Below are 21,015 nucleotides of genomic sequence, written 5' to 3'. Positions count from 1 at the left end.
ACCTATAAGACAAATTGTTCACCGAGATAAACATCTCGCACTTTTTGGTTACTGAGAACTTCCTCAGCACTGCCTGAGGCGATTAGTTCGCCATGACTTACTATATACGCTTGTTCACAAACATCGAGGGTTTCTCGAACATTGTGGTCAGTTATTAATACACCAATATCACGTTCTTTTAATTGTTGTATTATCTTCTTTATATCATTAACAGAAATTGGGTCAACACCGGCGAAGGGTTCATCGAGCAAAATAAATTTAGGATTTGCTGCTAAAGCTCGCGCGATCTCGACTCTACGCCGCTCCCCGCCTGACAAACTCATCCCAAGATTGTTTCGAATATGATTCACATTAAATTCATCCATTAAATCATCGGCTTGTTGCTCGCGCTGGTCTTTTGTGAGTTCTTTTCTCGTTTGCAAAATAGCCATTAGATTTTCATATACCGTTAGTTTCCGGAAAATCGAAGCTTCTTGCGGTAAATAACCGATACCGTGTCTTGCTCTCTCATGCATGGGCTGAATTGATAAATCTAGCTGATCAATGAAAATTTCACCTTTATCGATAGGTACGAGCCCAACGATCATGTAAAAAGTAGTGGTTTTACCGGCGCCATTGGGGCCTAACAAGCCAACGATTTGGCCTGTGGATACCTCAATACTGACGTCTCTAACGACTTGCCTAGCTTTGTATGACTTGGCGAGATGATTGGCAACGAGTTTACTCACTATTGATCGTCCTCTTGCTTCTTATCTGCGTCTTCTGCTTTATTTTTCAAGGTGTCTTTGGTTTTCTGAATCGTATCTGGACTGAAAATTGTCACGGTAGGCGTGTTACTTTTCTCATTTGTGTTGGCCAGCACCTGTTCTTTTTGCATATCAAAAATAATTGAATCACCTTCAATCGTAAAGGCATTCTGCAGAAGTTGTGCATTGCCTTTCAAAGAAATGGTGCGGTCAGCTTTAATGTATTTGATTTCATTCGCACGGGCTTCGACCATGCTGCCGTCGGCCAATTGTTGGATATAAGAAGCAGGTTTGCCGGTGGCAATAAAAATTTCACGCCCAGCCCCATTGGTGCCTATCACTTCCATTTTATCGGCGCTAATTTTTAAGCTACCTTGAGTAATCTTGACGTTACCCTCGTAAAACAGCACTTTCTCTTTACTATCGGCAAAGGTATTTTCAGACTCAAGTCTAATGGGTTGCTCAAAATCACTCTTTTGAATGATTTCCTGCGCTGTGCTCGAAAACGCTAAACCTAGCGTTAAGCAACTAGCGAGTAGGTAAGTATTCAGTTTCAACATGTTTTTTTAACTCGTATTGTTGGGTTTCTAGATTTGCGCTAAACCCAATACTATTAATCGTAAAATTCGAACCAGATATAGCGACTGGTTGATCTGAAGACAATTCTTGAGTGTCTAAACTAAAAGAAATGTAGTCAGTAGAAATGGTTTGTATGTAGTCGTTAGTTTGTTGACTACTGATCACAACATCCGAGGCAAGCTCTAGTCGATTGTTGTCATAAAACGTTCCTTCACTTGCGACAAGTTGCCAACTCTCGCCGGTCTCGGCTAAGTAGATAGTGTATTCAGGCTGCTCAAAGTTTACATATTCAAGTAGGTCATAGTGTTCCATTTTTGCGGCACTGACTTGATGAGTGAGCTGACCATCTTTATCAAATATTTTACTGCGTAAATTTAGGGCCTGATAGTTAGGCACGAGTGCCGCGTCTTTATCGCTCACCTCAACTTGTTCTTCTTCTTCCATCCAAATGGGTACGTACAGCGCAAGTGCGGCACTGAAAATAAGGATGATACTGAGCGCTAGTCGATTCATACACTAGCCCCATGGATTTCTTCCAGCTTTCCTTTTGCTTGTAATATTAAATCACAAATTTCACGAACAGCACCACGCCCACCGTCTAAGCTGGTACAAAAAGTTGCCTTTTGCTTCACCATTGGATGGGCATCAGCAACTGCGATGCCAATTTCACTTTCTAAAAACATACCTGTGTCGGGCATGTCATCGCCGACACTCGCAATTTGAGAATTCGTATATCCATAATCACGAATCAACTCCTTAATCGCGACTTGCTTATCTTCCCGATTCTGCATAATGTGTTTCACATTCAAGGCTTGCATACGGTTCGCAACAATTTGCGACTGCCGCCCAGTAATTACGGCTACATCGACACCCACTTTAGAGAGTGCTTTGATGCCATATCCGTCTTTGGTGTTAAATGCTTTTAGCTCTTCACCTTGATTGCCCAACAAAATCGTACCATCAGAGAAAACACCATCCACGTCACATACGAGTAGCCTGATGTTGGCAAATTTGTTCATGAGGCTTTGGTCTATCTGTCCGTACAATGTATTTACTTTAGCCATTACACCACTCCGGCTTTTAACAAGGTGTGCATTTTAATCGCGCCCACGGGGTGTCTGTCAGCATCAACAACGAACAAGGCATTGATTTTATGTTGCTGCATAACGTTTAATGCATCCACCGCTAACTTATGCTGTTCAATCGTAATACTGCCTTTGGTCATTACTTCAGTAACTATTGAGTGATGAATGTCGATATGTTTATCTAAGGCTCTGCGTAAGTCACCATCAGTGAATACACCCAATAATTGTTGTTGAGCATCTACAACGCCAGTCATCCCCAAGCCTTTGTTAGATATCTCGAATAGCGCTTCGGTGACCGAGGCAGTTTCTAAGACGATAGGCAATTCGTCATCTCGTGCCATTATATCGTCAACTGTTAGCAACAAACGTTTGCCTAAAGAGCCTCCAGGATGAGAGAGGGCAAAGTCGTCAGCGGTAAACCCTTTAGCTTCGAGTAAGGCAACTGCCAGTGCATCGCCAAGTACTAAGGTTGAGGTAGTGCTTGTGGTTGGTGCTAAACCAAGAGAACAAGCCTCTTTGGTGACTTGTATGTTGAGAGCGACGTCAGCATGCTTTGCAAGTGAGCTGGCATCATTATTCGTAATGGCAATCGTCGGGATGCCTTTGCGTTTGATGACGGGAAGTAGACTGGTGAGTTCTTGCGTTTCGCCAGAGTTAGAAATACCGATAAATACATCGCCAGAGGCCAGCATACCCAAATCGCCATGGTTGGCTTCACCTGGATGCATGAAGAATGAAGGAGTCCCGGTGCTAGCTAGTGTTGCTGCTATCTTGTTACCGATATGGCCCGATTTGCCCATACCACAGACGACGACTTTTCCGTCGCAATGCAACATAAGCTCACAAGCTTGATTAAATTTTTCGTCGAGTCGGCCTTGCAAGCGCGTCAAAGCGGCAATTTCATTTTCGAATACTTTATTTGCGGTTTGCAAAAAGCTCATTATCTTCTCGTTTCTTTTGTCCTATTTAGGACTATAAATACCGATGCCTGAATCTGGCATGAACAACACAAGATTCTGTTTAAACTGTTACTTTATGCGAAAAGCCAGTATTGATACGCTAAAAACGCTAGCACAAAAATACCGCCTTCATAGCGATTGATCTGTCGTGTACCACGCAGATTAAAGCAAAATACAAATAACAATATCGTTAGGCCAAGCATAACGTAGGAGTCTCGACTTGAAGCGTCGGCATCCAATAGCCCAGGTGCTATCAAGCCTGGCATTGCGAGAACAGCCAAAATATTAAATATGTTCGAGCCGATGATGTTGCCTAAGGCTAAATCATCTTCACCCTTTCTCACACCGGCAATACTTGCAGCAAGTTCTGGTAAGCTCGTTCCTAAAGCAATGATGGTGAGACCAATAACCAAATCACTCACACCAAAATGGCGCGCAATAAACACGGCACTTTCTACTAAAAAGTGCGCACTAAGGGGCAACATGACTAAGCCAACAATCACCCACGTTACCGCATTGACTGTCGGAACGTTATTTGGAATCTCGTCTTCTGTTTCAGCAATCAGAGGATCGTTCTTATCGACTTTAAACGATAGCCAAGCCATTCCGCCTAATACAATGACAAACATGGTGATTAAGATAATGCCTTCAACAGGGCTTAAATAACTGTCGGATAGAAAGTACACAGCAAATAATGTGACTAGCAATAAGACGGGGAGTTCACGCTTGAGCGTGGTAGAAGATACAAGCAGAGGCTTAATAAGCGCTGTAATGCCCAAAACCAAAGCAATGTTTGTAATATTAGAGCCTAAGGCGTTCCCTACCGCAGTGTTGGGATTACCATTAATCGAGGCAGTGGCTGAAACAACAATTTCTGGTGCGCTAGAGCCCATCGCGACAATCGTCAAACCAATCATCATTGGCGACACGCCGAAGTTCTTGGCTAATGCTGAGGCACCGTAAACAAACTTGTCAGCACTCCAACTTAGTACTGCTAAGCCTATTAAAAATATAACAATTTGTATTAACACTGAGTAAGTAGTCTCTTCTAAGTAGTTTTTCTATTGTCGCAAAAAGTAGGGCCATTTGACACTAAAATGTCTAAAACAAAATGGGCTTTGGCTACTTTTTGTAAGTTTTCATTACAATTTATAAATTTTGTTACGAATAAATACTATTAATCGCCTTGAAAAACCGAAAATTATAACCACATAGCTGTCCTTATTACGCTATAATTTAGGGCTACATCGCAGGTTTTTCAAGATTCCTTAGGGAAATTTGAAAATAAAAGCCTTTTATGTGAAGAAAATGTCGAAATTGATGGTCTTGTTCAGCTTAGAGTCATTAAACTTTGTTAATCTTCATTTTATGAACTTTTTAGCGCTATTACTCGTCTTTACTAGGGTATCAGCGAATCCTTAAGTGGGTTGCTCAGTTAAAGTGTAGTTAACAGCAAAATTAATACAATTTTTATATGCATGCTGTGTGTTCTGTACAACGTAAAGCTCGGTAAGAGCGATGTAAGGATGCAGCTAAGATGCAAGACAAAATAGGAATAAAGAACACAGAATGTCAGACATTTTAGTTGATATTAACAAAATGCATTTTGAGCGCGGCGAACGTGTTATCTACGATAGCATCTCGATGCAGGTGCAAAAGGGTGCAATTACCGCGGTCATGGGACCTAGTGGTATTGGTAAAACGACTCTTTTGAAGTTGATCGGAGGCCAATTGACCCCGGAAAGCGGTGAAGTGTTGTTTCAAGATGAAAATATTCATCAGATGAGCCGCAAACGATTATATGACGTGCGCAGAAAAATGAGCATGCTATTTCAAAGCGGTGCTCTGTTTACAAATATATCGGTGTTTGACAACGTTGCATTTCCTCTCCGAGAACACACCAAGCTCTCCGAGGCAATCATCGAGACAATCGTATTATTAAAATTAGAAGCCGTTGGCTTGCGAGGCGCTGCACATTTGATGCCTAGCGAGCTATCTGGCGGTATGGCTAGAAGAGCGGCGTTGGCAAGAGCTATCGCACTCGATCCAGAACTCATCATGTACGACGAACCTTTCGCAGGCCAAGATCCTATTTCAATGGGCGTATTGGTGAAGCTGATTAAAGAATTAAATTCTGCCTTGGGGTTGACTAGCATTGTGGTTACTCACGACGTCAATGAGGTGCTTTCTATCGCAGATTACGCCTATATTCTTGCTGATAAACGGATAATTGGTGCTGGTACGCCTTCCGAAATCCGTGAATCTAAATCAGAGCTGGTGCAGCAGTTTTTACAAGGTAATGCCGATGGGCCTGTCCCATTTCATTTCCCTTCTGAGTCAATGGAAACATCTTTCCTAGGAGGCAAGGAATGAATTGGCTAATCAATTTAGGGGCAGGAACCTTATCCCGCTTGAGTGCGATAGGAAATGCCTCGTTGATGCTTTGGGGTGGCTTGTTTGCCTTACCTCGATTGAAAAACATTCCTTTGATTATTCAGCAAATATACGTCGTTGGCGTGCAAAGCTTGTTAATTATTATTGTATCTGGTTTGTTTATCGGCATGGTAATGGCGTTGCAGGGCTACACTATTTTGGTCAATTATGGCGCCGAAGGCAGTCTCGGCCCCATGGTCGCTCTGTCATTGTTAAGAGAGTTAGGTCCGGTTGTGACGGCCTTGCTATTTGCTGGGCGAGCAGGCTCGGCACTGACTGCTGAAATAGGCTTGATGAAAGCAACCGAGCAGCTCAGTAGTTTGGAAATGATGGCTGTTGACCCGCTCCGCCGTATAATCAGTCCTCGTTTTTGGGCGGGTGTTATTTCAATGCCCTTGCTCGCGCTAATATTCAGCGCCGTTGGTATTCTTGGCGGTCATTTGGTTGGGGTAGATTGGTTAGGCGTTGATTCAGGTAGCTACTGGTCAATAATGCAAGCCACGGTCGAATGGGACAAAGACGTTATAAATGGCGTAATAAAAAGTATTGTGTTTGCTTTGGTCGTGGTGTGGATAGCTCTTTACAAAGGCTATGACGCAATTCCTACTTCTGAAGGAATAAGCAAAGCAACAACCGAAACTGTGGTGTTTTCATCACTCGCAGTGTTGGGATTAGATTTTGTGCTAACAGCACTGATGTTTGGAATTAATTAGGAATTGAGATGACAAGCAAGAAAACAGAATTAATGGTAGGTATTTTCGTTGCCTTGGCGATAGCCGCAACATTACTTTTAGCATTACAAGTAGCCAATAAGGGAATGAGCGGAGGCGGTGAAGCATATGTCGTCAATGCAAAGTTTGACAACATTGGTGGTTTGAAACCGCGCTCATCGGTAAAAGTCGGTGGCGTTGTGGTGGGCAGAGTCTCTCGTATCTATTTAGATGAACAAGAGCTCATTCCTGTTGTCGTAATGGAAATATCTGACGAATATGCACAGACCTTTCCAGAAACGAGTTCGGTATCCATTTTAACCGCTGGTTTACTTGGTGAGCAGTATGTGGGTCTAACACCAGGCTTTATTTTCCCAGGTGAAGATCCGATTTACCTCGGTGATAAAGAGGGTGAAACGCAGTTTATCGTAGATACCAAATCAGCCTTGGTATTGGAAGACCTGATTGGTCAATTCTTATTTGGTAAAGATTCAGAATAATTAATCTCGCAGTGTGCAGAAGGGGAAGAGTGTGAAAGTGAAAACATATAGTCGTTTTAAGTACTTATTAACAATGTTGACTGCGATGATGGTCATATTGACAGCATCTAGTGCCCATGCGGCAAAGCAAGACGACCCCTACTTAATGATCCAAGAAGTGGCTGGTTTAACTTTTGAACGCATGAAAAAAGAGAAGGATGCGATTAAGCAAGACCCTGAACTCTTGCGTAAAGTGATGGAAGAAGAGTTGCTACCTTATATCGACTACCGTTTTTCAGCCTTCAAGGTTTTGGGCAAATACGCTCAAAAGGTACCGAGAGAAAAGCTTCTTGAGTTTGTATCAGTTTTTCGTGAATACTTAATTACCAGCTATGCAGTAGCATTGGGTTACTATGATGATCAATTCGTTGAATTTGCGCCAGCTATCGATTTTGACGGGCGTTCTGATGTAACTGTTCGTGCGGTTATTAAAGACGATGAGAGACCTGACATCAAAGTGGCTTTCAAGGTGCGCAAAGATAGAAAGTCAAACGAATGGCAAGCTTATGATATGGTTGCTGAAGGCATCAGTTTATTGTCCAGTAAGCGCAGCGAGTTTGAGTCGGTGTTGAGACAGGACGGTATCGATCGAGTGATTGAGTTGATGCGTGAAAGTATTGAGCAACCGATCGTTCTTGAAGAAAAGTAAAACATCAAATGCAAGCAAATCTACAGACATGTGAAGAAACACAAAACCTTAGCTTAATCATCAGCGGCGATATTGATCAATTAACGCTCAGCAAAGATTATTGGTTGATGGCATCATCTAAAGATAAAGCGCGTCTACAAAAAGCGAGCAAGCTGCGAGTTGACCTTGCTGACGTGGTCAGAGGCGACAGTGCTGGACTCGCTTGGCTAATTAATTTGAAACGAGATTTAAAACAACACGGCGTTGATGTTACCATTCAAAACTCCCCTGCGAAGCTGATAGAGTTGGCGAAGTTAAGCAACGCTGAACAGTTAATAGAGTAAACAGAGAATAGAATGACAAACGAAGAAATTGCGGATCTATTGAAAGGCGAACTTTCGCTAAATGATGTAAAAGTGAAAAGCGAAGGCTCTCATTATCAGATCATTGCGGTCGATGACCGATTTGATACCATGACCCGCGTAAAGAAACAGCAACTGATTTATAAGCCGCTGTCCGACAAAATAGCAGACGGCACAATGCATGCAATCACGATTAAAACCTTTACAACTGAGCAGTGGAAGCGCGAAAAGATGTTCCACTCTTAACTTTGATTAGTGATAACTCGCTGTATAAAAGTAATCAAAAGCACTAATAATATTAATAAGAAAAACGAATAAGAGAGTACCCGTGGACAAGTTGGTCATCAAGAAAAGCCCGCCATTATCAGGTTCGGTCACTATATCAGGCGCTAAAAACGCCGCACTACCTTTGTTGATCGCAAGTCTACTTGCTGATTCTACTTGCTCATTTGAGAACGTTCCCGCTTTACGAGATATTAATACGACTTTGCTCTTGTTAAAAGATTTCGGTGCAAGCGTCAACCAAGTAGCCAAAAATCATGTTGAAATTGATGCTAGCCAATTAAATAGTGTTACTGCTTCGTATGACCTAGTGCGCACGATGCGCGCATCTATTTTGGTCTTAGGTCCACTATTGGCTAAACATGGTAAAGCAAATGTATCGTTGCCAGGCGGCTGTGCGATAGGTGCCAGACCTGTCAATCTTCATCTATCAGGCCTTGAAAAGATGGGCGCTAAAATTGAGGTTGAAGAAGGCTATATTCGCGCGGAAGTCGATGGTCGTTTAAGAGGCGCACGCATATTCATGGACATGGTAAGTGTCGGTGCAACTGAAAACTTAATGATGGCTGCATCGCTTGCTGATGGTGAAACAATTTTAGAAAACGCAGCAAGAGAACCTGAGATTGTCGATCTAGCTAATTGTCTAAACAGCATGGGCGCTAAAATCGAAGGGGCGGGCAATGACAGCATTAAAATTACCGGTGTTAAACATCTACAAGGCTGTCACTATTCAGTGCTACCTGACAGAATTGAAACCGGCACATTCTTGGTCGCTGCAGCAGTCAGTCGTGGCAGTGTGAGATGTGAACATGCAGCGCCAGCTACTTTAGACGCCGTATTAAGCAAGTTAGAACAAGCTGGTGCGAGCATTAAAGTAGGCGAAGACTGGATTGAGTTGGATATGGAAGGTCGGGCACCCAAAGCGGTGAAATTAAAGACAGTGCCTCACCCAGGTTTTCCAACAGATATGCAGGCCCAGTTTATGACACTCAACTCGGTAGCAGAAGGGTCGGGCGTGATCACAGAAACTATCTTTGAAAATCGCTTTATGCATGTGCCTGAACTCCAAAGGATGGGGGCTCATATTGAATTAGAGGGCAATAGTGCTTTATCGAAAGGTAATTCTCAACTAACCGGTGCACAAGTTATGGCGACTGACTTAAGAGCCTCGGCTAGCCTAGTTATTGCGGGTTTAGTTGCTGAAGGTGAAACAACGGTTAATAGGATATATCACTTAGACCGTGGTTACGAAGCAATAGAGCATAAGCTAAGTGGCTTAGGCGCTAATATTAAGCGGGTTTCGGAATAATATTTCTACAGACAGCGCCGCTTGCTTAAGAAGCTAGGGCGCCAACCGTCACGGTCATAATGATGATTTGGTTGTTCCTACTCACTTCTAATTGAAGCTGAGTACCTGGCATTGTTTCAGAGACAAACTCCAAGGCTTTACTGGCATTACTCAATGCAATTCCGTTGACGGACAATACGACATCATCCACACGCAAGCCTGCTTGATCTGCAGGCCCCCCGCTAACAACTTGCGTGACAGTCATACCTGAACTACCAAGTTCTACATTTCCTGAGAATCCTAATTCGCCTCTGGTGACTGTGCCTGAAACGATGATTTCATCCATGACGCGTTTTGCTAGCTCATAGGGAACTGCGAAATTAACACCATCTACTTCAGTAATCGTGCGACTGTTTCTATCAATACGTTTAAACTCTGCATTTGTAATACCCATTAAGTAGCCATTACTATCGATTAAGGCGCCACCTGAGCTGCCAGGGTTGAGCACCGCATCTGTTTGGATAAAACCGAAATAGTTAGCTAAATTGTTAGTGCGGTCTGTGCGACTGACGATTCCTTGCGTAATTGTTTGACCCAAATCTAAAGGGTTACCGATAGCCATAACCACATCGCCAACGCGAACATCTGTTTTTGGTATCTGAGGCATGACATGCAAGTCATCGGCATCTACTTTCAGCACCGCTAAATCTGTAATTGTATCGTAACCGATAATTTGAGCTTCGAGTGACCTGCCGTCTTGTATCAGAACGTAAATGGTATCGGCTTCTCTAATAACATGATAACAAGTCAGCAAGTAACCTTCTTCATTCATGATTACGCCAGAGCCGCGGTTTGTTCGTTCGCTAGGACGATTACGGAAAATGGAGTTTCGATTATCTATACTGACACTGTATATATTGACAACGGCGGGTGCGCTACGACTAATAGCTTCATAGTAGGTAACACGTTCTGGGGCTTTGTCAGAGGTCTTCAACCACTTCACATTTAAGCCGCTACCTTGTCTAAACTCAGGAATGAAAATCAACAAAATAGCGGCAACTGTTAACCCAAGAATAATAGGTTTTAATAGCGCGATGAAAAAGCGTTGCAATGTTGACATGATTCACTGGTTTACGTGTTTGAATGCGCGAATAATAACAAACAAAATGCGCTTAATATAGCCAATAATGATTAGGTGGGGAGCTTAAGTAACGGTTTTTATTCGAAATAACCATGAAAAAAGGAGGTAAGCCCATGTATGCACCTACCTCCTTTACGATTTATATGACGATTACTGTCGGATAACAACGTAGATTGTAGAACTACCTCGTTTCACATTTAAGGCCATAACATTGCCTTCGTTGGCCTCAATAAGGCGACGTAAGTCAGCAACATTGTTTACTCGTTGGCGATTTAAACCGATGATCACGTCGTCATCCTTTAAACCAATGCGGGCTGCTGGAGAACGTACCTCTACATTAGTGACAACAACACCTGCATTGCCGGCATTATCTTGGCCATTATTGAGTTCACTACCTTCAAATGCGGGGTGCATTTCTTTCGCAACCTCTGGTGTAATACCAGCATCGCCAAGAGTGACTTCGACCACTTGTTCTTCGCCATCGCGAACGATGGTTAAATCAACTTCTGCACCAGCACCCATGCTTCCGACTTTTGCTCTTAGCTCATCAAAACTAGAAAGTGTGTTGCCATTAATTTCAGTAATGATATCGCCAGCACTTAGGCCTGCTTTAGCAGCTGCAGATTCAGCCACAACTTCCTCAATAAATGCACCTTTATTACTCTTGGAGCGCATCGCTTCTGCGATACCTGCGTCAACGTCTCTACCCAGAATACCAAGTAAGCCACGGCGCACTTCGCCAAATTCAACGATCTGATTGACTAAGCTTTTCATCATATTGCTTGGGATGGCGAATCCTATACCGACATTGCCACCATTTGGTCCGAAAATCGCCGTATTAATGCCAACCAGTTCGCCATTTAAGTTGACGAGTGCACCGCCAGAGTTTCCTCGGTTTATAGCAGCGTCGGTCTGAATGAAATCCTCTAAACCACCAATATTCAAGCCAGAACGACCTAGCGCACTCACAATGCCTGATGTCACTGTTTGACCCAGGCCAAAGGGGTTACCAATAGCGACTACAAAGTCACCCACACGAAGTTGATCAGAATTTGCCAAGGCAACTTCAGACAGGTCATCTGCTTCAATTTTAAGTAGAGCGATATCGCTTTGTTTATCAGCGCCGAGTTTCTTGGCTGTAAATTCTCTTCCGTCAGTAAGTTTGACAATAATCTCATCAGCATTATCGACAACATGATTATTTGTTACTACATAACCTTCTGCTGCATTGATAATGACGCCAGAGCCCATCCCTCTGAAGGGTCTCTCGCTCACTTGTTCGTCGGGCGCACCGAAAAACTCCCTAAACATTTCTGGGACTTGACGACGAGTGACTTGCGTACCTTCAACGGCAATACTGACAACGGCTGGAGAGGTGCGCTCGATCATAGGTGCCAGAGACGGCACCTCATCTTTACTGCTAGAGAAGAAAGGGATAGAAGCTGATGCTGATGTCGCAGCGCCCAATGCAAGGGAACCTACGGTTATACATACAGCTATTTGACGAAAAATTGCTTTCATTAATCTCGATACTCCAATAATGATTAGTTAACTGAATACCTTACAAAGACTAGTGAAATGAGATTTTAGTTCACTAGGCTTGTGATTTATTCTCTTTTTCTACCTCGGCCTCAACGCCGACAAATACGCCTGAACCACTATTTGCAAAGTCTCTCGGTTGAGCGTCAGGTTGAGCAAGTGCAATATCATGTTTGTTGCTTTGTAGATTGTTACGTAGAAACAAGCTTGCATGTTCACCAAAGAATGTATCTTTTGTATCTTCGTTACTTGTCGTCGCTTGAGTCAATGATTCTTCATAGTCATTAAGTTGACGTGCTAGCTCAGCCGTTTTACTTTGTATTTCATTCAGCGCGTTACGGCTTAAATCCAAATGCTGCCTGGCTTGTAAAGCCAATAATGCTTTTAATTCTTGTTCATTGTGCCCAAGCTTTTTCTCTGAAGAAGCCGATAAGCTTTTAAACAGCACAGCGCCTAATGCGCCCCCAATAACTAAACCGATAATGATGCCGATGGCTAAGGTGCCGATTTCCATGATAACTCCAACTTGAGGATTGCTTCCCTTGCATGATCAAACATTCAACTCATCCATGCAAGCGCTTATTGGTAATAAATTGTTATTAGACTTTAATCTCGATTTTCAAGCTGTCACAAGCGCTGTATACTACCTCACTTCTTAGACACAGGGATTAAAGCGATACTCATTACGGTGTGTCATCACTGCCCATATAATGCGTATTTTTGGCCTTAATTCGGTTTTTCAACCCAATAAATGTAGATTTTTTGGAAAATTCATGACCCCTTGGGAAAAATATCAAGACGACTTGTCGTTGATTGACTTTCAGTACGATGAAGCACAAGAGAATGCCGTTAAAGAGTTACAAAGACTATATGATGAATTGACTCACCCAGAACGCAAGCCGTCTTGGCGTGTCAAAATCAAACAGGCCTTTGGAAAAGGCATGCACAATCCCAGTATTCAAGGGATTTACTTTTGGGGTGGTGTTGGTAGAGGCAAAACTTACCTAGTCGACACTTTCTATGAATGCCTGCCATTTGAACGCAAAATGCGTGTGCACTTCCACCGTTTTATGCATCGCGTCCATTCTGAACTCAAAATATTAGATGGGAAGGAAGATCCCCTAAAAATCATTGCTAAGAAATTATCGGAGGAAGCGAGAGTTATCTGCTTCGATGAATTCTTTGTGTCAGATATCACTGATGCTATGATCCTTGGAACCCTGATGGAGGAACTGTTCAGCCATGGCATAGTCCTTGTTGCGACGTCCAATATCATTCCAGACGAGTTATATCGAAACGGATTACAACGTGCACGCTTTTTGCCCGCGATTGAACTGATTAATCAGAACACCCGTGTTGTGAATGTCGATAGCGGAGTCGATTATCGATTGCGCACCCTAGAGCAAGCTGAAATTTACCACTATCCACTCGATGATGAAGCGACAACAAATTTGCAAACCTACTTTACTCAACTCGCCCCTGAAGAAGGTAAAAGCGATGTGAAAATTAGCGTCGAAGGTCGTGAAATCAGCGCTTTGAGAGATGCTGATGGTGTTGTGATGTTCGATTTCAAAGCAATATGTGATGGTCCACGCAGTCAAAGAGACTATATAGAGATTAGTCGTTGCTATCACACTGTACTGATTGCAAATGTTGAGCAAATGGGGGGCAACTCTGATGATATCGCTCGTCGTTTTATTGCGATGGTAGATGAGTTTTATGAACGGAAAGTAAAGTTGATCATGTCTGCCGAAACGCCTCTTGAGAAACTCTATTCCCAAGGACGACTCAATTTTGAATTTCAACGTTGTTTAAGTCGCCTTCAAGAGATGCAATCAAGAGAGTACTTGGGGCTACAACATATCGCCTAACAGACGCGTGCTGACACCGGGCATGAAAAACAGTACAATCTTGCGCATAAAATCCAAAACATTGAATTAATCCATATAAAGAGAATTAAAAATGGGTAGAAAGTTTGAAGTAAGAAAAGCCTCTATGGCAAAAACTGCCGGAGCAAAGACCAAAGTATATTCACGCTATGGTAAAGAAATTTATGTTGTTGCAAAAAACGGTGGTACTGACCCAGAGGCCAATTTGCAGCTTCGTCGATTGATTGAAAAAGCAAAGAAAGACCAAGTACCTAGCCATGTTATCGAGAAAGCAATCGACAAAGCAGCCGGTGGCGCTGGAGAAGACTTCGTACCAATGCGTTACGAAGGTTTTGGTCCAGGTGGTTGCATGGTAATAGTTGACTGTTTATCAGACAACGCTAACCGGACCATTACTGATGTGCGCAACTGTTTTACCAAAACCAATTGTAAAATAGGTGCGCAAGGCTCTGCAGCCTTTATGTTTGATCACTTTGCTGTTTTCGGGTTTAAGGGCGATGACGATGAAGTTGTGCTTGAAGCCTTAATGGAAGCTGACGTAGATGTATCTGACGTTGAAGTCGATGACGGCACAGTAACTGTGTTTGTGCCTCATACAGAGTTTTTCAAATGTAAAACAGCACTTGATGAAGCATTTCCTGACTTGGAAATAGATCTCGAGGAGATTACTTGGGTACCTCAAGACACCAAAGACATTAGTGAAGAAGACATGCCGATGTACGAAAAATTCATGGATATGTTGAATGATTGTGATGACGTGCAAAACGTATATCACAACGCTAACGTTTAGTGTAAACTCCCGCCCTGAGCCAGCCAGGCAATCGCCGCTTTCTTCATGTTTACATGTTTGCAAGGGGAGGAAAGTCCGGGCTCCACAGGGCAGGGTGCCAGATAACGTCTGGGCGGCGTAAGCCGACGACAAGTGCAGCAGAGAGAAGACCGCCAGTTTCGACTGGTAAGGGTGAAAGGGTGCGGTAAGAGCGCACCGCATCGCTGGTAACAGTGGATGGCAAGGTAAACTCCACCCGGAGCAAGACCAAATAGGTTCCCTTATGGCGCGGCCCGCGTTGGGAACGGGTAGGTTGCTGGAGCCAACGAGTGATTGTTGGCCTAGACGAATGATTGCCCACGACAGAACCCGGCTTATCGGCTGGCTCAACTTTTAATCAGTTAGGCAATGGTAACGAATCAAACAGATGATAGTGAGTTATCTCAACTTATTCGTAGAGTAATGCGTTCCGCGTTGCAATTTCTACATTCATTTCAAATAGTTAAAATCTAATCTCGGCATTTTTTCGACCTATGGTATGCAATCTTGTTAAAATGATGTAATGTAAACGTTTACATTGCGCGTTTGGATTGTGTCAATCGCGTTATATTTTTGATAGTTTTGAGGAAAACAGATCGTGGCATTTCGTAAGCATCTTCCAATTTTATGTTTAGCTATGGGCTTAGTATCGGCATGCAGCCAAGAGTCAGTTGTTGAACCAGTAAAAGAGAAACCTGCAATGCAAGAAAAAAACGGTATTGATATTTGGCCAAGGCTAAACGTTGAAGTGAAACAAACCGATGAAATTGAAAGCCGTATTCAAGAAATTATGGCAACAATGACATTGGAGCAAAAAGTAGCACAAATGATTCAACCAGAAATTCGCGATATTACGGTTGAAGATATGCGCCAATATGGTTTTGGTAGCTATTTAAATGGTGGCGGCTCATTTCCTCAGGGCAATAAACAGTCCACACCAGAAGATTGGATTAAGTTAGCTGAAGATCTTTATCAAGCGTCGATTGACGATAGTCTGGATGGTTCGACTATTCCTACGATGTGGGGCACAGATGCCGTACATGGCCACAATAATGTGATTGGCGCGACCTTATTTCCTCACAATATTGGCTTGGGAGCTGCCAACAACCCCGAGCTAATTGAAAAAATTGCTAATGCTACTGCGACTGAAGTGATGGTGACAGGAATCGATTGGGTTTTTGCACCGACTGTAGCCACAGTGCGAGACGACCGCTGGGGGCGCACCTACGAATCGTATTCTGAAGATCCTGAGATTGTACGTGATTATGCCGCAGCTATCGTAAAAGGCTTGCAAGGCAGAGCCGGACAAGACTTCTTGAGTGACAATCGAGTGATCAGCACAGTGAAACATTTCGTTGGAGATGGTGGCACTGTAGGAGGCGACGATCAAGGTGATAATGTTGCGAGTGAACAAGCACTTTTCGAAATTCATGCGCAGGGCTATGTGGGTGGTTTAGAAGCGGGTGCTCAATCAGTGATGGCGTCTTTCAACTCGTGGCACGGTGAAAAAATTCACGGCCATAAGTATCTATTGAACGATGTATTGAAAGAAAAAATGGGCTTTGATGGTTTCATTGTCGGAGATTGGAACGGACACGGACAGGTGAAAGGCTGCACTAACGGTGATTGTGCGCAAGCAGCAAATGCGGGTTTGGACATCTTCATGGTGCCAACAAGCGCCTGGAAACCGCTATATGAAAATCTTGTTCGCCAAGTGAATGAAGGCATCATCCCAATGTCTCGTATTGATGATGCGGTGACTCGAATATTGCGAGTAAAGTTGAGAGCAGGTCTGTTTGAGAAGCCTAGTCCAGCAAATAGGAAGTTTTCAGGTAAAACCGAGTTGATCGGTCAAAAAGCGCATAGAGATATTGCCAAACAAGCTGTACGTGAATCGCTTGTAATGCTGAAGAATAATGAGGCGCTATTACCACTTAATCCAAATACGCACATTTTAGTTGCAGGTGATGGTGCCAACAACATTGGCAAACAATCTGGCGGTTGGACAATCACTTGGCAAGGCACCAACAATACCAATGAAGAATTCCCGGGCGGCACCTCTATTTATGACGGTGTCAAAGCCCAAGTTAGTGCAGCAAATGGTAGTGTTGAGTTAAATGAAAATGGTGACTTTTTCAAGAAACCTGATGTTGCTATCGTTGTTTTTGGTGAGGAGCCGTATGCAGAAGGTCATGGCGACAGAGAGCACTTAGATTATCAGCGAGGTCAAAAGTCTGATCTGGCACTGTTGAAGAAACTACAAAAGCAAGATATCCCTGTCGTGGCACTATTTATTAGCGGTCGACCTATGTGGGTGAATCAAGAGCTCAACAACAGCGATGCTTTTGTTGCTTTGTGGCTGCCAGGCTCAGAAGGTAGTGCGGTAGCGGATGTACTGTTTACTGATGCCGATGGAAAGCGTCAATATGATTTCACAGGCCGCTTGTCATTTTCATGGCCTAACTCACCATATGATGCGGTGTTGAACAAAGGTGATGAGGATTATTCACCATTATTCCCCTACGGTTATGGCTTAAGTTATGACTCGAAAGACACGTTAGGAAATGACTTGAGTGAGACATACGAAGAGCTTGAGGCGTTTTCGACCGGTAAGAAAATCTTCACAGGGACGATGCAAAAACCTTGGGTCTTGCTACTTAGCGAAGGTGACAAGGAAGAGCTTGTTGTCGCTAGTACAGCTTCATTGGGAACGCTGAGCTATCGCACTATTGATAAGGAAGTACAAGAAGACGCTATTAGAATGACACTCGCTGACGCTACAGTTCCCTCAGGACTTAAGATAGCAAGTAAGAGTTTCTTCCGCGAAGATATCAGCAATGAACTTCTTAATAAGTCCAGTTTATCATTCATGATCAAACCTGAGTCGGCTATAACGGAAGCGGTGATGTTAAACATGAGTTGCGAGAGCGAAGGTGATGCTCCAGGCAGCTGTCGTGGCAGTGTTGATATTACCGAGAACTTGAAAGCAATGGAAAAAGATAAGTGGCACGCACTATCCGTTGATTTACAGTGCTTCAGTCAGCAAGGTGTCGATTTTTCTGGCTTGGTAGTACCCTTCCACTTACTAAGTACTGGCAATATTCAATTAAGCGTAAGTGATATTGAATTTTCATTCGATACTGCAGACTCAGCAAGTATTAAATGCAAATAAAAATTGGGGTCACCTAAGGGTGGCCCCTTATTTTTAGACCATTTGAAAGTTCTTTGGCTTCGCAGCAGAGATAATTATTAATGAGTTTGTTGCTCAAACAACTAGTACGGCGAAGAATGTTGATATATTGAGTAAGCGATGTGGCAAAGCTCAGTATCGGTGTGCTTGGGCAGTTGCGCTGACGGTATACAGCTTTCCTGACTTTGGATGTCACTGGGCAAATCCATTAGTTCAAGGATTGCATTGCCCTCATCATCTAGCGATACGATATTGGTAATAAAATAGTTGGATATGACAGCCACGCTTTTAACTGGACGAGAACGAGCGAGAAAGGTGTCAGTTTCATAGATGATAAAGCTTGGATGTCCTTCTTCAGCATAGCCAATGACTGTGTATTTCCCACCTTTAGAAAAGTCTTTTATAAACACATGTGCAACATCTCCTTTGATAGCCTCCAGTAAAACGAAGTTACCGAACTTATCTTGGCGATAAAAAACGACATCGTTAACGGGCATGCTTGGTGAGGCAGTATCGACGATACACAGAGAGTCACTGTGCTCTGGTATGGAGTGGCACTCTAGGGGTAGTGTGACGTCTTTTTCTAAATTTAGCGCGAAGGCTAGTTGGCTAAACAGTAGTCCGAATGCTAATAGGTTAATCGACTTCATGTTTTGTTATTACTCATATTGGTATCTTACTTTCTAAGCGATTGTTGCTTGAGCGTGTTCTGTTTGTTTCGCAATTAACCGCCTGTTCGTTTTGGTGCGGTAAACGTTTAAATGATGCCTAGTTCAATCGCTTTTAAAACAGCTCGAGTTCGGTCTCTAACGCCCAGCTTTGACAAAATACTGCTGACTTGATTTTTAATTGTCCCTTCTGATTTGAACAGGCTTTCCGCCATTTCTCTATTACTGCATCCAGCAGCGAGCAGACGTAAAATTTCGGTTTCCCTGTTAGACAGCGCTTCGGGCATTTCGCTAGATTCAAACTCACCTTTCACGCCTTGTAAACCTTGGATCAAGCGTTCGGTTATAGCGGGTTGGATTAAGGTGTTGCCAGCATTTACTGTCTGTATTGCTTCGACCAAGGTTTCCAACGAAACATCTTTAAGCAAGTAGCCTTTCGCTCCGGCTTGAAGGGCTTTCATTACAGATTCATGGTCATCAAAAGTGGTCAGCATGATGACTGGAATAGTGCATTGCATTTCTTTGAGTTTGTTGAGAGTTTCGATTCCGTTTAAATTCGGCATACGAATATCCATGAGCACAATATCAATGCCGCCATTTGCGGCCAAATTGATGGCGTTTAGGGCTTCTTGTCCATCACTGGCTTGCGCCACAACCTCAACTTTATCAGAGAGCGAAAGTAAGCTGTGAATACCTTGTCGAACGAGGGTTTGGTCATCTACAAGCAATACTTTAATCATGTAACATTACCGGAACACTTAGCATAGTTAAAAATCCTTTTTCGTTGCGTTGAAATTCTGCTTTGCCATCGACTAACGCTAGACGCTCTTCGATACCCGTTAGGCCATTTCCTCGTTGGATTTCGATATCTTTTTGTAAGCCATCTCTAACGTGCTTGTTGGCCTTTAATTGATTATTCTGAGTATGATTGCCATTGTCTTGAATAGCAACTTGAACATGATTTGAGTGTTGAGAAAAAGAGACCTTAACTTCGCTTGCTTTCCCATGCTTCAGACTATTCGTAAAGCTTTCTTGGATACATTTGATCAGCACATCAGCTAGCGTAACGTCTTCGATGCTAATGTTGTCAGGGTAGTCCACGGTGATATCGATACTAGGTAGTCTGTCACTAATCGCCTTTATTGCACTTTCTAGTCGAATCGATGATTTATCTCGTATATCAGACACCGCCTCACGCACATCGCTCAATAATAATTTAGACAAGCTGTGACATTGCTCGATGGAGTCTTTGATCGTTTGTTTTTGCTTTGCTTGTTCTTTGTTTGTATCGAGCTGGTCAAGTTGACGCCCTGCAACCTGCAAGTTAATCGTTAATGCCGTTAAGTGGTGACCCAATAAGTCATGTATGTTGCGCGCAATCCGCACTCTTTCTGCTTGTTCAGCAGCTTGGCTCAATAGGTGTTGGGTAGAAACGAGTTCTCGATTAATCGTTTCTACCGTTTCTCTCGTGTTTTTCTCTTTGATTGTGGTGGTGACCATGACCAAAGCAAACAAGTTAAAGGTCCAGAATAAAAGGGCGGAAACAATCATTCCGCTGAAACCCCAATGATACCCGTAAACTGCCCATAAAACTGCAGACCACAAAGGTGATAGCATGAAAGCCAATCGAGCGCTGATAAAGTAGGGTAAGGCCGCACTCCAAATCACCATGAAAATAGCGGTATAGACGAAAGGAACCACAAAGTAGATACCTACTACCGTGCTAAAAAGTAGGAAAAGAAAGCTAGCACGCACTCGGCCATCGTTTTTGTACGGACGTTCTCTAATCAAGCCAAGCCAAAGCACAATGTAAGTCAGAAATAACGCAGCGGCTATTGGGAACGCACTGCCCGATAACTTTTCCATACCGTACATAAAGTACAATGCACTTCCGCTGACTAGGGCCCATGTAAGCAACGCAGAAGCGCTCTCTATGGAAATAGAAAGGCGTTGCCAAAGAGGTTTCTTTTGCACAGGTGCTGTAGTGATTGTCATGTTATTCATTACTGTCTGTTTTTTCTTGTTGAAAGAATAGCAGTGTTTTGCCTGCAAGTGCGATAGGTAAAAAGTCACTTTTTACGTCATGACTAATGGCACTCTCGTATCTCTTTTTGAGCGGCTAGTATGGATTCACTGATAAAACAATTCAAACAAACGACTTATGCGGAG

The 21,015-nt window shown here is 43.2% G+C and carries 22 protein-coding genes and 1 other RNA gene; 11 read left to right on the top strand and 12 right to left on the bottom strand.

Features of this window, described 5'->3' with window-relative positions; genetic code table 11:
- Positions 1 to 2 precede the first annotated feature (2 nt).
- The 6 genes from lptB to RM544_RS16260 form a co-directional block, all read right to left on the bottom strand.
- Complete coding sequence (lptB, locus tag RM544_RS16285) at positions 3 to 728, bottom strand: LPS export ABC transporter ATP-binding protein (RefSeq protein ID WP_311362871.1); 726 nt, start codon at positions 726 to 728, stop codon at positions 3 to 5.
- Positions 728 to 1,306 carry a lipopolysaccharide transport periplasmic protein LptA gene (gene lptA, locus RM544_RS16280; protein WP_311362870.1) on the bottom strand — a complete coding sequence of 193 codons (579 nt, stop codon included), beginning with the start codon at positions 1,304 to 1,306 and terminating at the stop codon, positions 728 to 730. Before lptA ends, lptB begins: the two co-directional genes overlap by 1 nt.
- The gene (gene lptC / locus RM544_RS16275; protein ID WP_311362869.1) at positions 1,275 to 1,838 is read right to left on the bottom strand and encodes an LPS export ABC transporter periplasmic protein LptC; all 564 of its coding nucleotides are present in this window, start codon (positions 1,836 to 1,838) and stop codon (positions 1,275 to 1,277) included. The genes lptA and lptC overlap by 32 nt, the downstream gene beginning before the upstream one ends.
- Positions 1,835 to 2,389 (bottom strand): 3-deoxy-manno-octulosonate-8-phosphatase KdsC, encoded by a 555-nt coding sequence (gene kdsC / locus RM544_RS16270; protein WP_311362868.1) that lies wholly within the window; start codon positions 2,387 to 2,389, stop codon positions 1,835 to 1,837. The genes lptC and kdsC overlap by 4 nt, the downstream gene beginning before the upstream one ends.
- Positions 2,389 to 3,351, bottom strand: a complete 963-nt coding sequence (locus RM544_RS16265) for a KpsF/GutQ family sugar-phosphate isomerase (protein WP_311362867.1) — start codon at positions 3,349 to 3,351, stop codon at positions 2,389 to 2,391. Before RM544_RS16265 ends, kdsC begins: the two co-directional genes overlap by 1 nt.
- Before the next feature lie 92 nt (positions 3,352 to 3,443).
- Positions 3,444 to 4,400, bottom strand: coding sequence for a calcium/sodium antiporter (locus RM544_RS16260; protein WP_311362866.1), 957 nt, complete (start codon positions 4,398 to 4,400; stop codon positions 3,444 to 3,446).
- A gap of 538 nt (positions 4,401 to 4,938) precedes the next feature.
- Between RM544_RS16260 and mlaF the strand changes: the two genes are divergently transcribed.
- The 7 genes from mlaF (at position 4,939) to murA (ending at position 9,632) form a co-directional block, all read left to right on the top strand.
- A complete protein-coding gene (mlaF, locus tag RM544_RS16255; protein ID WP_311362865.1) occupies positions 4,939 to 5,742 on the top strand; it encodes a phospholipid ABC transporter ATP-binding protein MlaF in 804 nt (267 codons plus the stop codon).
- A complete protein-coding gene (gene mlaE / locus RM544_RS16250) occupies positions 5,739 to 6,515 on the top strand; it encodes a lipid asymmetry maintenance ABC transporter permease subunit MlaE (RefSeq protein WP_311362864.1) in 777 nt (258 codons plus the stop codon). Before mlaF ends, mlaE begins: the two co-directional genes overlap by 4 nt.
- 8 nt (positions 6,516 to 6,523) lie before the next feature.
- Positions 6,524 to 7,012 (top strand): outer membrane lipid asymmetry maintenance protein MlaD, encoded by a 489-nt coding sequence (gene mlaD, locus RM544_RS16245; RefSeq protein ID WP_311362863.1) that lies wholly within the window; start codon positions 6,524 to 6,526, stop codon positions 7,010 to 7,012.
- Positions 7,013 to 7,085: 73 nt separating this feature from the next.
- Positions 7,086 to 7,700 (top strand): ABC transporter substrate-binding protein, encoded by a 615-nt coding sequence (locus RM544_RS16240; RefSeq protein WP_311362930.1) that lies wholly within the window; start codon positions 7,086 to 7,088, stop codon positions 7,698 to 7,700.
- 8 nt (positions 7,701 to 7,708) lie between these two features.
- Entirely contained in the window at positions 7,709 to 8,023 is a 315-nt protein-coding gene (locus tag RM544_RS16235) for an STAS domain-containing protein (protein ID WP_311362862.1), read from the top strand.
- Between the two features lie 12 nt (positions 8,024 to 8,035).
- Entirely contained in the window at positions 8,036 to 8,287 is a 252-nt protein-coding gene (locus RM544_RS16230; protein WP_311362861.1) for a BolA family protein, read from the top strand.
- An 82-nt stretch (positions 8,288 to 8,369) separates the two neighbouring features.
- Entirely contained in the window at positions 8,370 to 9,632 is a 1,263-nt protein-coding gene (murA, locus tag RM544_RS16225) for a UDP-N-acetylglucosamine 1-carboxyvinyltransferase (RefSeq protein WP_311362860.1), read from the top strand.
- A 25-nt stretch (positions 9,633 to 9,657) separates the two neighbouring features.
- Here the strand turns inward: murA and RM544_RS16220 are convergent, their stop codons facing one another.
- The 3 genes from RM544_RS16220 to RM544_RS16210 all read right to left on the bottom strand — a co-directional run bounded on the left by RM544_RS16220 (position 9,658) and on the right by RM544_RS16210 (position 12,805).
- Positions 9,658 to 10,731, bottom strand: coding sequence for a trypsin-like peptidase domain-containing protein (locus RM544_RS16220; RefSeq protein ID WP_311362859.1), 1,074 nt, complete (start codon positions 10,729 to 10,731; stop codon positions 9,658 to 9,660).
- A gap of 171 nt (positions 10,732 to 10,902) precedes the next feature.
- Positions 10,903 to 12,273: a DegQ family serine endoprotease gene (locus RM544_RS16215; protein WP_311362858.1), complete on the bottom strand. Its 1,371-nt coding sequence runs from the start codon at positions 12,271 to 12,273 to the stop codon at positions 10,903 to 10,905.
- A gap of 73 nt (positions 12,274 to 12,346) precedes the next feature.
- Positions 12,347 to 12,805: a ZapG family protein gene (locus tag RM544_RS16210; protein ID WP_311362857.1), complete on the bottom strand. Its 459-nt coding sequence runs from the start codon at positions 12,803 to 12,805 to the stop codon at positions 12,347 to 12,349.
- A gap of 259 nt (positions 12,806 to 13,064) precedes the next feature.
- Between RM544_RS16210 and zapE the strand changes: the two genes are divergently transcribed.
- The 4 genes from zapE (at position 13,065) to RM544_RS16190 (ending at position 18,160) form a co-directional block, all read left to right on the top strand.
- The gene (gene zapE, locus RM544_RS16205) at positions 13,065 to 14,162 is read left to right on the top strand and encodes a cell division protein ZapE (protein ID WP_311362856.1); all 1,098 of its coding nucleotides are present in this window, start codon (positions 13,065 to 13,067) and stop codon (positions 14,160 to 14,162) included.
- A 91-nt stretch (positions 14,163 to 14,253) separates the two neighbouring features.
- Complete coding sequence (locus tag RM544_RS16200) at positions 14,254 to 14,970, top strand: YebC/PmpR family DNA-binding transcriptional regulator (protein WP_311362855.1); 717 nt, start codon at positions 14,254 to 14,256, stop codon at positions 14,968 to 14,970.
- A 15-nt stretch (positions 14,971 to 14,985) separates the two neighbouring features.
- Positions 14,986 to 15,342: RNase P RNA component class A (gene rnpB, locus RM544_RS16195), an RNA gene on the top strand.
- 283 nt (positions 15,343 to 15,625) lie between these two features.
- A complete protein-coding gene (locus RM544_RS16190) occupies positions 15,626 to 18,160 on the top strand; it encodes a glycoside hydrolase family 3 protein (RefSeq protein WP_311362929.1) in 2,535 nt (844 codons plus the stop codon).
- 101 nt (positions 18,161 to 18,261) lie between these two features.
- Here the strand turns inward: RM544_RS16190 and RM544_RS16185 are convergent, their stop codons facing one another.
- The 3 genes from RM544_RS16185 to RM544_RS16175 all read right to left on the bottom strand — a co-directional run bounded on the left by RM544_RS16185 (position 18,262) and on the right by RM544_RS16175 (position 20,841).
- Positions 18,262 to 18,828: a hypothetical protein gene (locus RM544_RS16185; protein ID WP_311362854.1), complete on the bottom strand. Its 567-nt coding sequence runs from the start codon at positions 18,826 to 18,828 to the stop codon at positions 18,262 to 18,264.
- Between the two features lie 107 nt (positions 18,829 to 18,935).
- The gene (locus RM544_RS16180) at positions 18,936 to 19,586 is read right to left on the bottom strand and encodes a response regulator (protein ID WP_311362853.1); all 651 of its coding nucleotides are present in this window, start codon (positions 19,584 to 19,586) and stop codon (positions 18,936 to 18,938) included.
- Positions 19,579 to 20,841, bottom strand: a complete 1,263-nt coding sequence (locus RM544_RS16175) for a histidine kinase (protein WP_311362852.1) — start codon at positions 20,839 to 20,841, stop codon at positions 19,579 to 19,581. Before RM544_RS16175 ends, RM544_RS16180 begins: the two co-directional genes overlap by 8 nt.
- Positions 20,842 to 21,015: the final 174 nt, after the last annotated feature.

Origin of the sequence: Brumicola blandensis (genome assembly GCF_031846165.1) — a bacterium.
GTDB lineage: Bacteria > Pseudomonadota > Gammaproteobacteria > Enterobacterales > Alteromonadaceae > Glaciecola > Glaciecola blandensis.
The sequence above is the reverse complement of the archived record's forward strand: the minus strand, read 5'-3'. Positions and strand labels throughout refer to the sequence as shown.

Bases quoted from the DNA above. Each gene is read 5' to 3' on its own strand.
- RM544_RS16175 (WP_311362852.1), bottom strand. From the start codon at position 20,841: ATGACAATCACTACAGCACCTGTGCAAAAGAAACCTCTTTGGCAACGC.
- RM544_RS16200 (WP_311362855.1), top strand. From the start codon at position 14,254: ATGGGTAGAAAGTTTGAAGTAAGAAAAGCCTCTATGGCAAAAACTGCC.
- RM544_RS16190 (WP_311362929.1), top strand. From the start codon at position 15,626: ATGGGCTTAGTATCGGCATGCAGCCAAGAGTCAGTTGTTGAACCAGTA.
- RM544_RS16240 (WP_311362930.1), top strand. From the start codon at position 7,086: ATGTTGACTGCGATGATGGTCATATTGACAGCATCTAGTGCCCATGCG.
- lptC (WP_311362869.1), bottom strand. From the start codon at position 1,838: ATGAATCGACTAGCGCTCAGTATCATCCTTATTTTCAGTGCCGCACTT.
- RM544_RS16185 (WP_311362854.1), bottom strand. From the start codon at position 18,828: ATGAAGTCGATTAACCTATTAGCATTCGGACTACTGTTTAGCCAACTA.
- kdsC (WP_311362868.1), bottom strand. From the start codon at position 2,389: ATGGCTAAAGTAAATACATTGTACGGACAGATAGACCAAAGCCTCATG.
- RM544_RS16210 (WP_311362857.1), bottom strand. From the start codon at position 12,805: ATGGAAATCGGCACCTTAGCCATCGGCATCATTATCGGTTTAGTTATT.
- lptA (WP_311362870.1), bottom strand. From the start codon at position 1,306: ATGTTGAAACTGAATACTTACCTACTCGCTAGTTGCTTAACGCTAGGT.
- zapE (WP_311362856.1), top strand. From the start codon at position 13,065: ATGACCCCTTGGGAAAAATATCAAGACGACTTGTCGTTGATTGACTTT.
- RM544_RS16265 (WP_311362867.1), bottom strand. From the start codon at position 3,351: ATGAGCTTTTTGCAAACCGCAAATAAAGTATTCGAAAATGAAATTGCC.
- RM544_RS16220 (WP_311362859.1), bottom strand. From the start codon at position 10,731: ATGTCAACATTGCAACGCTTTTTCATCGCGCTATTAAAACCTATTATT.
- RM544_RS16235 (WP_311362862.1), top strand. From the start codon at position 7,709: ATGCAAGCAAATCTACAGACATGTGAAGAAACACAAAACCTTAGCTTA.
- mlaF (WP_311362865.1), top strand. From the start codon at position 4,939: ATGTCAGACATTTTAGTTGATATTAACAAAATGCATTTTGAGCGCGGC.
- mlaD (WP_311362863.1), top strand. From the start codon at position 6,524: ATGACAAGCAAGAAAACAGAATTAATGGTAGGTATTTTCGTTGCCTTG.
- mlaE (WP_311362864.1), top strand. From the start codon at position 5,739: ATGAATTGGCTAATCAATTTAGGGGCAGGAACCTTATCCCGCTTGAGT.
- RM544_RS16180 (WP_311362853.1), bottom strand. From the start codon at position 19,586: ATGATTAAAGTATTGCTTGTAGATGACCAAACCCTCGTTCGACAAGGT.
- RM544_RS16230 (WP_311362861.1), top strand. From the start codon at position 8,036: ATGACAAACGAAGAAATTGCGGATCTATTGAAAGGCGAACTTTCGCTA.
- RM544_RS16215 (WP_311362858.1), bottom strand. From the start codon at position 12,273: ATGAAAGCAATTTTTCGTCAAATAGCTGTATGTATAACCGTAGGTTCC.